General features: G+C 51.5%; 16 protein-coding genes. 13 read left to right on the forward strand and 3 right to left on the reverse strand.

Annotation, left to right across the window (positions count from 1 at the left end; translation table 11 throughout):
* Positions 1 to 4: 4 nt before the first annotated feature.
* From WKJ03_RS00110 to ttcA, 9 genes are all read left to right on the forward strand, one after another.
* Positions 5 to 181 carry a CcoQ/FixQ family Cbb3-type cytochrome c oxidase assembly chaperone gene (locus tag WKJ03_RS00110; RefSeq protein ID WP_337840116.1) on the forward strand — a complete coding sequence of 59 codons (177 nt, stop codon included), beginning with the start codon at positions 5 to 7 and terminating at the stop codon, positions 179 to 181.
* A complete protein-coding gene (ccoP, locus tag WKJ03_RS00115; protein WP_337840117.1) occupies positions 174 to 1,151 on the forward strand; it encodes a cytochrome-c oxidase, cbb3-type subunit III in 978 nt (325 codons plus the stop codon). The genes WKJ03_RS00110 and ccoP overlap by 8 nt, the downstream gene beginning before the upstream one ends.
* A gap of 72 nt (positions 1,152 to 1,223) precedes the next feature.
* A complete protein-coding gene (locus WKJ03_RS00120; RefSeq protein ID WP_337840118.1) occupies positions 1,224 to 1,712 on the forward strand; it encodes a FixH family protein in 489 nt (162 codons plus the stop codon).
* Between the two features lie 21 nt (positions 1,713 to 1,733).
* Entirely contained in the window at positions 1,734 to 4,115 is a 2,382-nt protein-coding gene (locus tag WKJ03_RS00125; RefSeq protein WP_337840119.1) for a heavy metal translocating P-type ATPase, read from the forward strand.
* Positions 4,112 to 4,282, forward strand: coding sequence for a cbb3-type cytochrome oxidase assembly protein CcoS (ccoS, locus tag WKJ03_RS00130; protein ID WP_337840120.1), 171 nt, complete (start codon positions 4,112 to 4,114; stop codon positions 4,280 to 4,282). The genes WKJ03_RS00125 and ccoS overlap by 4 nt, the downstream gene beginning before the upstream one ends.
* Positions 4,275 to 4,958, forward strand: coding sequence for a sulfite exporter TauE/SafE family protein (locus WKJ03_RS00135; RefSeq protein ID WP_337840121.1), 684 nt, complete (start codon positions 4,275 to 4,277; stop codon positions 4,956 to 4,958). Before ccoS ends, WKJ03_RS00135 begins: the two co-directional genes overlap by 8 nt.
* 32 nt (positions 4,959 to 4,990) lie before the next feature.
* The gene (gene fnr, locus WKJ03_RS00140) at positions 4,991 to 5,707 is read left to right on the forward strand and encodes a fumarate/nitrate reduction transcriptional regulator Fnr (RefSeq protein WP_337840122.1); all 717 of its coding nucleotides are present in this window, start codon (positions 4,991 to 4,993) and stop codon (positions 5,705 to 5,707) included.
* A 109-nt stretch (positions 5,708 to 5,816) separates the two neighbouring features.
* Positions 5,817 to 6,749: a universal stress protein UspE gene (gene uspE / locus WKJ03_RS00145; RefSeq protein WP_337840123.1), complete on the forward strand. Its 933-nt coding sequence runs from the start codon at positions 5,817 to 5,819 to the stop codon at positions 6,747 to 6,749.
* Positions 6,750 to 6,817: 68 nt separating this feature from the next.
* The gene (ttcA, locus tag WKJ03_RS00150; RefSeq protein WP_337840124.1) at positions 6,818 to 7,747 is read left to right on the forward strand and encodes a tRNA 2-thiocytidine(32) synthetase TtcA; all 930 of its coding nucleotides are present in this window, start codon (positions 6,818 to 6,820) and stop codon (positions 7,745 to 7,747) included.
* Positions 7,748 to 7,765: 18 nt separating this feature from the next.
* Here ttcA and WKJ03_RS00155 read toward each other — a convergent pair whose 3' ends face one another.
* Genes WKJ03_RS00155 through WKJ03_RS00165 form a run of 3 tightly spaced genes read right to left on the reverse strand, consistent with a single transcriptional unit; the run spans position 7,766 to position 9,763 of the window.
* Positions 7,766 to 8,251 (reverse strand): DTW domain-containing protein, encoded by a 486-nt coding sequence (locus WKJ03_RS00155; protein ID WP_337840125.1) that lies wholly within the window; start codon positions 8,249 to 8,251, stop codon positions 7,766 to 7,768.
* A complete protein-coding gene (locus WKJ03_RS00160) occupies positions 8,251 to 8,895 on the reverse strand; it encodes a DUF2987 domain-containing protein (RefSeq protein ID WP_337840126.1) in 645 nt (214 codons plus the stop codon). The genes WKJ03_RS00155 and WKJ03_RS00160 overlap by 1 nt, the downstream gene beginning before the upstream one ends.
* A gap of 1 nt (position 8,896) precedes the next feature.
* Positions 8,897 to 9,763, reverse strand: a complete 867-nt coding sequence (locus WKJ03_RS00165; protein WP_337840127.1) for a glucosaminidase domain-containing protein — start codon at positions 9,761 to 9,763, stop codon at positions 8,897 to 8,899.
* Between the two features lie 221 nt (positions 9,764 to 9,984).
* Here WKJ03_RS00165 and WKJ03_RS00170 point away from each other — a divergent pair, with 221 nt between their 5' ends.
* The 4 genes from WKJ03_RS00170 (at position 9,985) to yfbR (ending at position 12,934) form a co-directional block, all read left to right on the forward strand.
* Positions 9,985 to 10,611 (forward strand): hypothetical protein, encoded by a 627-nt coding sequence (locus WKJ03_RS00170; protein ID WP_337840128.1) that lies wholly within the window; start codon positions 9,985 to 9,987, stop codon positions 10,609 to 10,611.
* Entirely contained in the window at positions 10,611 to 11,042 is a 432-nt protein-coding gene (locus tag WKJ03_RS00175; RefSeq protein WP_337840129.1) for a lecithin retinol acyltransferase family protein, read from the forward strand. Before WKJ03_RS00170 ends, WKJ03_RS00175 begins: the two co-directional genes overlap by 1 nt.
* 90 nt (positions 11,043 to 11,132) lie before the next feature.
* A complete protein-coding gene (locus WKJ03_RS00180) occupies positions 11,133 to 12,347 on the forward strand; it encodes a pyridoxal phosphate-dependent aminotransferase (protein ID WP_337840130.1) in 1,215 nt (404 codons plus the stop codon).
* Positions 12,344 to 12,934 carry a 5'-deoxynucleotidase gene (gene yfbR / locus WKJ03_RS00185; RefSeq protein ID WP_337840131.1) on the forward strand — a complete coding sequence of 197 codons (591 nt, stop codon included), beginning with the start codon at positions 12,344 to 12,346 and terminating at the stop codon, positions 12,932 to 12,934. The genes WKJ03_RS00180 and yfbR overlap by 4 nt, the downstream gene beginning before the upstream one ends.

Raw genomic sequence — 12,934 nt, forward strand, 5'->3', positions numbered from 1 at the left:
CCCTATGGATTTCGCAACTCTACACAGCATTTTTACAGTGGTCGTGTTTGTGGGTTTTATCAGCCTCGTAGTCTGGTTGTTCTTGTTAAAGCGCAGACCAGACTTCGATGAACAGGCAAATCTGCCTTTTGCCGATGACAAACCACAACAACAACAGAAACAGGAATCGGATCATGAGTAGCTTTTGGAGCATTTGGATCATCGTTTTAACGCTTGCCGTTATTGTATTGTGCTTCGTGCTGCTGACCTGGAACCTCAAAAACTACGTTGGGGTGAAAGAAGGCGAATCGACAGGCCATGAGTTTGACGGCATTGAAGAAATTAACAATCCACTGCCGAAATGGTGGACCTACATGTTTTACGCATGTATCGCCTGGTCAGTGTATTATTTCGCCGCCTACCCTGGCCTGGGTCAGTGGAAAGGTTTACTGAATTGGACCAGTTCGAATCAGGGCATTAAAAACCTGGCGGAGTCGAAAGCCGCCATTGAAGCCGCCAAGGCCGAAGGCCGCAATGTTCAACTGGATCGCGAGTATGAAGTGGCCAACGAAACTTATGGTAAAGAGTTTGCCAAGTTCACCAGCCGCGACATTATGGATCTGGCGTATGACCCGGCAGCACTGAAAATAGGCCAGCGTCTGTTTTTGCAAAACTGTGCCCAGTGTCACGGTTCAGATGCCCGTGGTCAGCGTGGTTTTCCAAACCTGACCGACGATGACTGGCTGTACGGTGGCACCCCGGATAAGATCGTCGAAACCATTACGCATGGCCGTAAGGCGGCAATGCCAGCCTGGGGCGACGCTCTGGGTGAGCAAGGCGTGAAGGAAATGACGGCTTATGTGCTGGGTCTGTCAGGCCGTAAAGTCAATGACAAAGACGCTGAAGCGGGTAAAGCCAAGTTTGGTATGTGTGCGGCCTGTCACGGTGCCGATGGTAAAGGCAGCCTGGCGCATAACCTGCCCTTTGGTGCTCCTAACCTGACAGATAATATCTGGTTATACGGCGGTTCTGCCGGTACTGTGGAAGAAACGTTGATGAAAGGCCGTAACGGTCAGATGCCAGCGTTCAAAGACACCTTAGGTCACGATAAAATCCATATTATCGCTGCTTATGTGTACCGCTTGTCCCGCCCGGAAGAATCCACCAAATAAATCCGGTGGTTTGAATCAGCTAAGCCCCACCTGTGGGGCTTAGTGCTATCTAACGCTCTAAAGTGAGAACCGATGATGCTGAGCCACGATAAACCCTGGTATAAACAAGTCTGGCCCTGGATCCTGCTGGCTTTCCCGCTGGTGTCTTTTATTAAAGCCGGCCACACCATTTACGTCATGCAGGGTGCCAATCCAGATCTGGTGGTCGATGACTATTACAAAGAAGGCCGGGCTATCAATATGAATCTGGCGTTGTACCGAGAGTCAGCCTTGCGTAATCTGCAGGCCAGTACACTGATTGCGGGCAATCAGGTGATAGTGCGCTTTCAGGAAAATAAAACGCTGGGTCAGCATCTGAACCTGGAGTTTTTCCACAACACCATCGCCGCCAAAGATTTTGCGGTAACCGCAGAGCGCAGCGGAGAAAATCTCTATGTGGCCACTCTGCCCTCCACCTTAACCGGTAAATGGAACCTGGTGGTGTCTGATGAACACAAAGACTGGAAATTAAGAGCCACGGCCATGTTGCCGGCGGAAAAAGAAATTCCGCTTGGCTATTAAAAGCCATCAGGAGCTGTTGTTGTGTTGTGTTTTCATTGCCATGAACCTGTCCCCACTGGCAGTCAGTTTCAACTGACTATTGAGGGGCAACCCCAGTCCTTTTGTTGCCCGGGTTGTCTGGCAGTGGCCCAGACCATTGTCGAACAGGGGCTCACCGATTATTACAGGTTCCGCACCGCTCCCGCCAGCAAAGCTGGCCTGGTGCCGGACGAACTCAAACTGCAAAGTTATGACAGTGCTGACGTTTTGGCCGAACTGACTCATCGCAGTGCCGCAGGCACAGAGATCGAGCTGTCGTTATCCGGAATGAGCTGCGCCGCCTGTGCCTGGCTGATCGAAAAGCAGCTGAATGCCGAACCCGCTATCCACCGGGCATCGGTGAACTCGTCCACCGCCCGCCTGCAGCTGAACTGGGACCCTGAGCAGTTAAAACTCAGCACCGTACTTCAGAAAATTCAGGCGCTGGGGTATCAGGCCAGTCCATTTATTGCCGACAACGAAGAGCAGCAAGAGCAAGCGGAACTGCGTCAGTTTCTGAAACGTCTGGCCGTCGCTGGCATTATGAGTATGCAGGTGATGATGCTGGCCATTGGCCTCTATTTTGGTGATTACACCGGTATTGAACCTGAATTTGAAGGCTACCTGCGCTGGATTTGCTTTTTGCTGGCCACCCCTGTGGTGTTTTATGCCGGTAAACCTTTTACGCAAAGTGCCTGGCGCGCTGTGAAAACCCGTCAGCTGAATATGGATGTGCCTGTCACATTGGCGGTGTATTACACTTTTTTCGCGTCCGCCTATGCCACAGTGTTTGAAACCGGTGAGGTGTATTTTGAGTCCGTCACCATGTTTATTTTTCTGCTGCAGCTGGGAAAATTTTTTGAATTCCGCGCCAGGGCCCGTGCCCGGGCCGCCACAGGAAATCTTTTGAAAGTCATGCCTGTGTCAGCCCGGTTGCTTGGTGGCAACGAGCCACAAATTATTCCGGCAAAACGTTTGCAGCCCGGCGATTGCATTCTGGTGCAGGCAGGTGAAACCATTGCCGCAGATGGCCTGGTACTGACAGGACACAGCTCAGCCGATGAGTCCATGCTGACCGGCGAATACAAAGCTGTGGCCAAAGGCCCTGGCGATACGGTGTTGGCCGGCACTGTGAACCACGATGGCATTCTGCAGGTACAAGTCTCACAGGCACTGGTCAGTTCACGCCTGGGGCAGATCATTGCGCTGCAGCAGCAAACCTTAAACCAAAAACCACAGATCATCGAAAAAACCACCCGTCTGGCACAGTTTTTTATTCAGCGCCTGCTGCTGATTGCCACCGCCACCTTTATCGTCTGGTCTATCTGGATTGATCAGGAACGGGCCTTTTGGGTCACTTTATCTGTGCTGGTCGCTACCTGCCCCTGCGCGTTAACTCTGGCGACCCCAACCGCTATTACCTGCGCTTTGGCACGACTGAACCGGCAAGGCATACTGATTAAAAATCAACAGGTACTGGAAGTGTTGCCCAAGCTGAGCACCCTGTTTCTGGATAAAACCGGTACCCTGACCCAAGGCCGTTTTAGTGTGGCCCGCACCCATCGTGTCGGCAGCACATGGTCTGAGGAACAGCTGATGGCACTGATTGCCCGGCTGGAAACCTATTCAGAACACCCTATTGCCAGTGCATTTCGGTCTTATCTGCATACAACAGACAGGTTAACCGATGTACAGCTGCATATAGGTGAAGGCCTGTCTGCACTGTGGACAACTCCGGACGGCCAGCAACACCAGCTTCAGGTTGGCAGCGCTGACTTCTGTGGTTGTGACACCATCGCAGAAGCGCAGGTGTATTGTTGTATCGATGGTCAATTGCAACTGGCCGTTGAACTGGACGATCAATTAAGGCCAGAAACCGGCCAGACACTGACAGCACTGAAGCAGCAGCAATTAACACTGGTGCTGCTGACCGGTGACAGTTCAGCGCAAGTAGACAAAGTGGCATCCGGCCTGGCTTTTGATCGGGTCGAAAAAGGCTGCAGCCCGGAGCAAAAAGTGGCGCACGTTCAGCAGGCCGTGCGCCAAGGCGAGCATGTGCTGATGTTGGGTGATGGCATTAACGACAGTCCGTCCTTCCACGCCGCTCATGTCTCAGTGGCACTGGACAGCGGTACCGACCTGTCAAAAAACCAGGCCGATGTGGTGTTATTGCACAGCGACCTGCGTCAGTTGTCACAGCTGCTGCAAGGCGCCCTGTTGGCACAGCGGGTGATTAAACAAAACCTCTGGTGGGCCATGGGCTACAATCTGTTGATTATTCCGTTAGCTGTCTGTGGTTTTGTCTCACCGCTGGTCGCTGTTATTGGCATGTCATTCAGCTCTGTGCTGGTGGTGTCGAATTCACTGAGGTTACTCAAAGCATGAGCATTATCTATGTGCTGATCCCCATCGCCATTCTGTTTGTCTGTTTGGGCCTGGCTATTTTTTTCTGGGCAGTTCGCAGCAAACAGTTCGAGGATCTCAACAAAGAAGGCTACAGCATTTTGTTCGACGATGATTCTTCGAAGCACACAGCCAAAAAAGATGACTGAGTTTGCACTGCAACTGCTGAGTTTATTCAGTATTGGTTTCTTAGGCAGCGGGCATTGCCTGGTGATGTGTGGCGGTATGGCCAGTGCGCTGCAACTGAGCATGACTGGTTCATCTGCGACCCGACGCACAGAACTGCAGTTGTTGCTTAGTTTGGGGCGCTTAACGACCTACAGCCTGCTCGGCGCTCTGGTGGCCGGTTTTGGCGCCTTGTTATTGGCCAGCCTGGGGCTGGCTCTGTTCTGGTTGAAACTGCTCAGTGGTTTGTTGCTGTTGGCCATGGCGCTTTATCTGGCCAGGCTCTGGTTTGGTTTAAATCAGCTGGAACGGGCTGGCGCTCTGCTCTGGCGTTCTATTCAGCCAGTGGCTAAACGCCTGATGCCGCTGAACAGTCGCCGTAAAGCTTTGGCCTACGGGCTCTGCTGGGGGTTCTTGCCTTGTGGTCTGGTGTACAGCGCGCTTGGCTGGGCACTGGCGAGTGGTGAACTGCTGTCAGGCGCCAGTTTGATGTTCGCCTTTGGGGCTGGCACTTTGCCCTCCATTTTGTTATCCGGCGGAGCAGCAACACTGCTCAGCCGCTTTAAAAATCATACGCAGGTACGGGTTTGTGCCGCTTTGTTATTAGGCATTTACGCAATTTACCTGATTTGGCTTGCTCTTGCCCCGCGGTTTTTTTAAGCTGAACCCAGTCTTTACTCAGGGTGAGTTTTATGTCGCACGCCAATCTTAACTGTCAACATTGTGGTTTCAGTCAACTCTGTTTGCCTTTCAGCCTGAGCGAGGCCGAACTGGATAGCCTGGATGAAATTATTGACCGAAAAAAACCATACCATAAAAGCGACTACCTGTTTGAATCCGGCAAAAAACTGACGGCCCTGTATGCGGTACGCAGCGGCTCTTTTAAAACTTTTACCCTGACCGAAGCAGGTGAAGAGCAAATCACCGGTTTTCATTTACCTGGTGATGTGATTGGCTTTGATGCCATCGGCGAGCACCAGCACCCCAGTTACGCCCAGGCTCTGGAAACGGCCATGGTCTGTGAAATTCCATTCTCACAAATTGACCAGTTGATGGACCAATTGCCTAAACTTCGGCAGCAACTGATGCGGCTGATGAGCCAGGACATCAGTGGCGACCAGCAAATGCTGTTATTGCTGAACCGTAAAAACGCCGAAGAAAAACTGGCAGCCTTTTTGGCCAATCTGGCCAACCGCTTTGGCAACCGCGGATTTTCCCGTAAAGAATTCCGTTTAAGTATGACCAGAGGTGAAATAGGCAACTATTTAGGCCTGACTGTTGAAACTATTAGCCGGTTATTGGGTCGATTCCATAAGGATGAGCTGATCCGGGTCGATGGTAAACTCATTACCATTATCGACACAGAAGCCTTGCAACAGTTAGCCGGACAGTCGGTGATTGCCCGTTAAATACACCGTCAGTCGCACAGACTCTTGATTTAAAACAAGGTCCAGACCGGACGATCAGCTTATCTTGGCTACACTTAGTGTAAAGCGAACGCCAAGCAGGAGATCGACCATGACATCATATGCCAACATTCTGGTGGTGCTCGACCCTTCCGTGGTGGAGCAAAAGGCGCTGGACAGAGCGATAGAACTGGCCAGATTACAGGACTGCCAGCTCACTGCGTTTTTATCCATTTACGACTTTTCCTACGAAATGACCACTATGTTGTCCGGTGAAGAGCGTGAGTCCATGCGGCAGGCTGTCATAGCGGACCGCGAGCTGTGGATCCGTGATCTGGTGGCTGAATACCAGGCCGCAGGCCTGCGTATTGATATTCAGGTGGTCTGGCACAACAGGCCCTTTGAAGCCATAGTTCAGGCAGTGCTGGAACAACAGTTCGATTTGGTGATCAAAGGGACCCATGATCACGACGTTTTAAAATCGATGATTTTTACCCCTACCGACTGGCACGTTCTGCGCAAGTGCCCTTGCCCCGTGCTGCTGGTCAAAGACCATGGCTGGCCGGAGCAAGGCAATATCATTGCGGCTGTCAACGCCGGCAGTGAACAAGTGCATCACAGCTCGTTAAACCAACGCATTTTGCAGCAGGCCAATGCGCTGGCTACGTTGCTCAACAGCAAAGTGCAGCTGGTAAATGCCTATCCAGGTACGCCGGTGAACATCGCCATCGAAATTCCTGAATTTAACCCGCAGGATTACAACCAGAATATGAAACAACACCACGAGCAGGCGGTGCAAAAACTGGCCGCTGAGTTTGGTATTCCCCAAGCGCAAACCCATGTCGCCGAAGGCATGCCAGAGGATGTGTTGCCCCGGCTGGCCACTGAACTGGACGCTGAAATGGTCGTTATCGGGACCATAGGTCGTACCGGCTTGTCGGCAGCCATTATAGGCAATACAGCCGAACACGTGATTGACCGGCTCGACTGCGACGTGCTGGCAGTGAAACCAGCCAATTTTGTCTGTCCGCTCAGTAAAAACTGAGTACCACAGATGACGCAAGCCAAGGCGCACAGTATACTATGCGCCTTTTTTCGTCGGGGTTTTAGTCCATGTCACATTCAGTTCAAGCCAAAGCACAATACAATCTGAACAAACTGCATAAACGTCTGCGCCGCCACGTCGGTCAGGCCATTGCGGATTTCGACATGATTGAAGCCGGCGATAAAGTGATGGTGTGTTTGTCCGGCGGTAAAGACAGCTACAGCCTGCTGGATATACTGCTGAATCTGCAACAATCTGCACCTATTGAATTCTCTATTGTGGCGGTGAATCTGGACCAGAAACAGCCAGGCTTCCCGGCGGATGTGTTGCCGGCCTACCTGACGCAACTGGGTGTGGACTACAAAATTGTCACTGAAGACACTTACTCCATTGTCAAAGAAAAAATTCCGGAAGGTAAAACCACCTGCTCTCTGTGCTCACGGCTGCGTCGTGGCATTTTATACCGCACCGCCAAAGAACTCGGCGCCACCAAAATTGCCTTAGGCCACCACCGGGACGACATGATTGAAACTATGTTTCTGAATATGTTCTACGGCGGAAAAATGAAGTCGATGCCACCGAAACTAATCAGTGACAACGGCGAGCATATAGTGATCCGTCCGCTGGCCTACTGCAAAGAAAAAGACATTGAAAAATACGCAGAAGCCAAAGGCTTCCCTATTATCCCGTGCAACCTCTGTGGTTCACAGGACGGCCTGCAACGTCAGGTGGTCAAGGAAATGCTGCAGGACTGGGACAAACGTTTCCCTGGCCGCATCGAAACCATGTTCCAGGCCATGCAAAATATTACCTTGTCGCATATGCTGGACAAAAATCTGTTTGATTTTGCCGCCATTCGCCGTGGGGAAACACTGGCCGAAGGCGACACCGCCTTTGATAAAGTCGATGTGCCTAAAATTCCGGTGGGCTTGTTGGCCGACGAGGACTACCAGGAGCAACAGCATGCCGTACAGATCCAGACGGTGGAATTAAGCTAAAACTGGACTGTAATACGCTCAGCGGTGATTAAAATCCCTAAAGCGCTGCGCCAATGCAGCGCCCTGCTCAGGCCAACCAGACAACGCCAGCAACTGCACCACCACTTCAGCCGTACATAAAGCCCCTGCCTGCTGATTGCGCCGCAGCAGATAAGCAGAGTGGGAAGCAGGTAAACTCAGCCGTTTTGCCTGCTGCAAATACGGGCTTTGCCGGAGCATCTTCTGACTTTCCTGCCAGGTGGCGTCCAGCAGCACCCAGTGCTGACTGGCCCAACACAGCGGCTCTGGCCTTACCACAGCTTCTGTCGGCTCTGAGGCTGGATACAACAACCACAACTTTTGTTGTTCTGCCAGTTGCACTAAATGCGGGTCGGGGTTTTTGCGCTGCCACTGAAGACGGATCACCTGCAGGTTGGCATACTGGGCAAGTTCATCAAGCACCAAACGTCCTGTATTGCTTGGCCTTTCCAGCTCACGCTGGTGCGTCAGCAAATACAGCGGCATCAGGGTCTGGCAAGTAAAGGTGTAGCGTACAGCGGTGTCTGGCTGAACTGAATCACAGCGGTCTGAGTCAATGCTTTGTTCAACATCAGTTTGCAGCTGTGCCCTTCACAATGCAGTGCTGCCTGAACCTGTGGGTCCGGCGAACTGGCCACCACTTCAGCGGCAAAATGCAGCGTCAGCCCCTGCACTTCTGGCAACCAGTACTTGCCGACTCCGGCCAGGCTGTCGAGCAGCGCATCAAATTGACTGTGCATCCCTTGCAACACAGCCAATTGGGTTTCACGCTCAATTGGCAGACGGGAGCGCAGTTTAAAATTGAGGTCACAGGGGGCTTCACCTGCAGGCTGTTGCAACCGGATCAGCGCTTTATTGTCATTCAATTGCTGATCATAAGGCAGGATCAACTCGCCATTGGCCGCCTGGGTCAATGGCGCCTCGCTGATATCTGTGGTAATCAGCGCTTTATCTACCACACAAGGCTCTGAGCTGCCTGCACGCTGCAATTCAAAGGCCAGCGTAATAGCACTGAACTGTGCCTTTTCGCTTTTTTTCATCCGGGCATAAAAGCCGTCGTAATTGAAAATAGTGTCAGCCTGCAATGGCAGGCTGCAGCAAAGCACTGCCGCGATGATCCAAGCTTTCATATCAGCTCTCAATATGCTGATCGTTCACTCTCAGCATTTTTTCAATTTCGTTGACGTACGCCTGACCACGTTCAGAATACTTCAGTAAACCGGCCACCAGATGTTGCCCTTTCACTTCGCCACTGCTGCGTTGTTTCGCCCGCAATGCCCGTAACTCTTCGTATTGATAGAAGGTATTGAGGTTATAGAAATAGCTGGTCACAGCGGCAGCAACATGCGGAAACACCGCCACCTCGTGGTATTTGCCGGCACCACGCTGCGATGGCACCAGGCCACACCCCGCTTTAAAACACCACTGACCAAAAAAATTATAGGCTTCCAGTGCAAAGCGACTGCTACCCCAACCTGATTCTTTCGCCGCCTGCACCAACACCAGTTCTGCCGGGATCACATCCACACGCTTTAACAACTCAGTAAAGCCTGTGGCATCGACGTCCGGGTAATCCAGCTTAAATTCATCATACAGGCTGAATAAAAATGCATACTCTTCAACTGTCAGCTCCCGTTGCTGATACTGTTGTTCCAGTTCAATGATCTGATGGCGCAGGTTCAGCAAACGGGCATTTTCGCGTTCAACAAAAGGCAACAGATAACCAAAAAACTTCTTCTTCTTTTCGTCCACGTCTTTCATGGCAGAAAAATCTGGCACCGCACTGAGTTCTGGCATGCTGACCGGATAAGCGAGCCGCTTCAGTAATTTCCGCTGATCAGCTGCATCCAGTGCCGCCAGTTTGGACGGCATTTGCCAATCCTCTAACGACACAATGTCTTCAACAGGTGCGGGGTTCAAAAAAGGATAAGCGGCGCAGTACAGCACCACAGCGGCAACTGCGACTTGCCCTAACCTGCTGATCACCTGAGCTGGCATCACATCTCCTGTTGAACTTCTCCGTCAAAGGAAGAAGCCTGTTGTCAAAACTGAATGGGTGCGTATTTTAACCACTTCAACTGCGTTTTTCGACTATTCTGCGGTGAAAAAGCCAAATCGGCCACTACCACGCCAACATAAGCACATGAAAAATAACAACTTTAAAATTGGCAGACTCTATGCATAAATCCATTTAACACACAACAATAAGGATAAACACCATGCATAAACTCAACTTCATCGCCGCTGCTGTTCTCTGGTCAGGTACTGTCCTGGCCGCCGATACAGTGCAGCTGCAACAGCAACTGGACAGTAAAAACCTGCAGCATTTTGAACTGGATGTCGCCGTAGGTGAAGTGGACATCCGCGTCGTCGAAGGCACAGAGATCTCTCTGGATGTCGAACTGGAACCAGATAACAACTGGTTGGGTTTTGGAGCCGATTTATCCGCCGCCAAAATTGACGTCCGCCAACAGGGGGATACCGTCAAAATCCGCATTGAACTCGACGATGATGATGATGTGGAACAGAACTGGACTGTCCGCCTGCCAGCCCACTTGAGTCTGGCGCTGGATTTAGGTGTCGGCTCTGTCGAAGTGGAAGGTTTACGCCAGAATGGCAAAGTGGATGTGGGGGTCGGTGATGTGGATTTTGCACTGGACACCCGTCTGTATCAGCAGATTGAACTGGATGCCGGCGTTGGTGATACGGCGATCCGCGGTGGTGCTGGCCGTTATCAGACTGAACGGGCTATGGTCACCAGCAACAGCAAACTGACTGGCTCAGGCACTTTGCGTCTGAATGCCAATGTCGGTGTCGGTGATATTAAGGTCAATCATCAGCAGTGATGCGCCACAGTTCCGCCTTGCACACCGCAGTCCCAATCGGGGCTGTGGTGTGTTGTGAAATTTATCACCTGTTTGAACACAGCGGCATTTATATTGGCGATGGTCAGGTGATTGAGCTGGCAGGTTCAGGCCTGATCCGGGTGCTGTCGTTCGAGCGTTTTGTCGGCCAGCGCTCCGGTGAAGATTTGTATCTGGCCGCCACAGCATCAGGCCAGATCATAGGTTCAGCTGCGGCAGCAGAGCGTGCGCTCTCTCAGCTGTACAGTTACCAGTCCTATGACTTGTTGCGCAATAACTGCCACCGCTTTACCTATGCCTGCGTCAGTGGTCAAAGCTTGCCTGTCACCAGCTTTTACGATTTAAAACAAGCCTTAGGCCACTATTGGCGTTTTACCCCACAGTGGCAGCAGTGGCGACTGCCTCGGCGCTGACTTTTTTTCCTGATGGTGATTGCAAAAGACGTCTGGATGTGTGAAAACGTCGAAACAACAATGACTTTCAGGGGATAAACGGGTAGTGGTATGAAAACGATTGAGCGTTCGGGTAAATTGGACGGGGTTTGTTACGACATTCGAGGCCCTGTGGCACGTGAAGCGAAACGGATGGAAGAAGAAGGCCAACGTATTCTTAAGCTCAATATTGGTAACCCTGCCCCTTTTGGTTTTGAAGCACCGGATGAAATTCTCAAGCATGTGATCCATAACCTGCCCAATGCCCAAGGCTACAGCGACTCTCAGGGCATCTATCCGGCCCGGGTTGCCGTTGCTCAGTATTACCAGCAGCGTGGCATACGCGGCGCTGACGCCGACGATGTCTATATTGGCAATGGGGTGTCTGAACTGATTCTGATGGCGCTACAGGGATTATTGGATAATGGCGATGAAGTGCTGATCCCCTCTCCTGATTACCCGCTTTGGACTGCCGCAGTGAACCTGGCTGGCGGTAAAGCCGTGCATTACCGCTGTGATGAGCAAGCCGACTGGATGCCAGACCTGACCGACCTGCGCGGTAAAATCAGCAAAAAGACCAAAGCCCTGGTGCTGATTAATCCGAATAACCCGACGGGGGCTGTCTACAGCGACGCCATGCTGCTGGAACTGCTGGCGATAGCCCGTGAACACAAACTGGTGGTAATGAGCGATGAAATTTATGACAAAATTTTATACGACGGCACGACTCACACCAGCACGGCAGCGCTGGCGGATGACTTATTTATCCTGACCTTCGGCGGTTTATCGAAAAACTACCGTATTGCCGGTTTTCGTGTTGGTTGGATTTTCCTGTCCGGCGCCAAGCATCTGGCCAAGTCCTATATTGAAGGCCTGAATATTCTGGCGTCGATGCGGTTATGCGCCAATGTGCCCTGCCAGCACGCGGTTCAAACTGCATTAGGTGGCTATCAGAGCATTAATGAGTTGATTGTACCTGGTGGTCGTTTGTACGACCAAATGGATCTGGCGCACCGGCTGGTCAGCGACATTGACGGTTTAAGTTGTGTGCGGCCCAAAGGCGCCATGTACTTATTCCCCAAAATAGACCGCAAAAAAATAAAAGTGAAAGACGACGAACTCTTTGTGTTGGATTTTTTGCGCCAGCATAAAGTGTTGCTGGTGCATGGCACCGCCTTTAACTGGCCGGAGCCGGATCATTTCCGTATTGTGTTTTTACCCCATAAAGAACAGCTGGAAATGGCCATTGGTCGCCTGGGTCAGTTTGTTACTGGTTATTCCCAATGACAGCCAACAGCCATTTTTTTGCCCATTTGTTCCGGATGAAGCTGATTAACCGCTGGCCCCTGATGCGCAATGTCACCACTGAAAATGTGGCTGAACACAGCCACCAGGTGGCGGTGGTTGCCCATATGCTGGCCACTATCCGCCGCGAATTATTTCAGGGAGAAATCAATCCGGACCGCGTGGCCACTCTGGCTTTGTTTCACGATGCCAGTGAAGTACTGACTGGTGATTTACCTACGCCGGTCAAGTATTTCAATGCGCAAATAGCGCAGGAGTACAAAAAGATTGAACAGATAGCCGAGCAAAAGTTGTTGGCAATGCTGCCGCCTGAGTTACAGGCCCATTACGAGTGTCTGTTGCTCAGCGACAGCTACAGCCAGACGGAAAAACAACTGGTCAAGGCGGCCGACACTCTATGTGCTTATGGTAAAACCCTGGAAGAAATTTCTGCGGGGAATCATGAATTTGTGCTTGCCCAAAAGCGGCTGGAAGGCATGCTGGCCACCTATGATTTACCTGAAGTAAAGTACTTCCTGCAGGTTTTTGTGCCCAGTTTTTCGTTATCACTGGACGAAATCAGTCAATAA

Source organism: Rheinheimera sp. (assembly GCF_037442525.1).
GTDB lineage: Bacteria > Pseudomonadota > Gammaproteobacteria > Enterobacterales > Alteromonadaceae > Pararheinheimera.

Bases quoted from the DNA above. Each gene is read 5' to 3' on its own strand.
- WKJ03_RS00110 (WP_337840116.1), top strand. From the start codon at position 5: ATGGATTTCGCAACTCTACACAGCATTTTTACAGTGGTCGTGTTTGTG.
- ccoP (WP_337840117.1), top strand. From the start codon at position 174: ATGAGTAGCTTTTGGAGCATTTGGATCATCGTTTTAACGCTTGCCGTT.
- WKJ03_RS00120 (WP_337840118.1), top strand. From the start codon at position 1,224: ATGATGCTGAGCCACGATAAACCCTGGTATAAACAAGTCTGGCCCTGG.
- ccoS (WP_337840120.1), top strand. From the start codon at position 4,112: ATGAGCATTATCTATGTGCTGATCCCCATCGCCATTCTGTTTGTCTGT.
- WKJ03_RS00135 (WP_337840121.1), top strand. From the start codon at position 4,275: ATGACTGAGTTTGCACTGCAACTGCTGAGTTTATTCAGTATTGGTTTC.
- fnr (WP_337840122.1), top strand. From the start codon at position 4,991: ATGTCGCACGCCAATCTTAACTGTCAACATTGTGGTTTCAGTCAACTC.
- uspE (WP_337840123.1), top strand. From the start codon at position 5,817: ATGACATCATATGCCAACATTCTGGTGGTGCTCGACCCTTCCGTGGTG.
- ttcA (WP_337840124.1), top strand. From the start codon at position 6,818: ATGTCACATTCAGTTCAAGCCAAAGCACAATACAATCTGAACAAACTG.
- WKJ03_RS00155 (WP_337840125.1), bottom strand. From the start codon at position 8,251: ATGCCGCTGTATTTGCTGACGCACCAGCGTGAGCTGGAAAGGCCAAGC.
- WKJ03_RS00160 (WP_337840126.1), bottom strand. From the start codon at position 8,895: ATGAAAGCTTGGATCATCGCGGCAGTGCTTTGCTGCAGCCTGCCATTG.
- WKJ03_RS00165 (WP_337840127.1), bottom strand. From the start codon at position 9,763: ATGCCAGCTCAGGTGATCAGCAGGTTAGGGCAAGTCGCAGTTGCCGCT.
- WKJ03_RS00170 (WP_337840128.1), top strand. From the start codon at position 9,985: ATGCATAAACTCAACTTCATCGCCGCTGCTGTTCTCTGGTCAGGTACT.
- WKJ03_RS00175 (WP_337840129.1), top strand. From the start codon at position 10,611: ATGCGCCACAGTTCCGCCTTGCACACCGCAGTCCCAATCGGGGCTGTG.
- WKJ03_RS00180 (WP_337840130.1), top strand. From the start codon at position 11,133: ATGAAAACGATTGAGCGTTCGGGTAAATTGGACGGGGTTTGTTACGAC.
- yfbR (WP_337840131.1), top strand. From the start codon at position 12,344: ATGACAGCCAACAGCCATTTTTTTGCCCATTTGTTCCGGATGAAGCTG.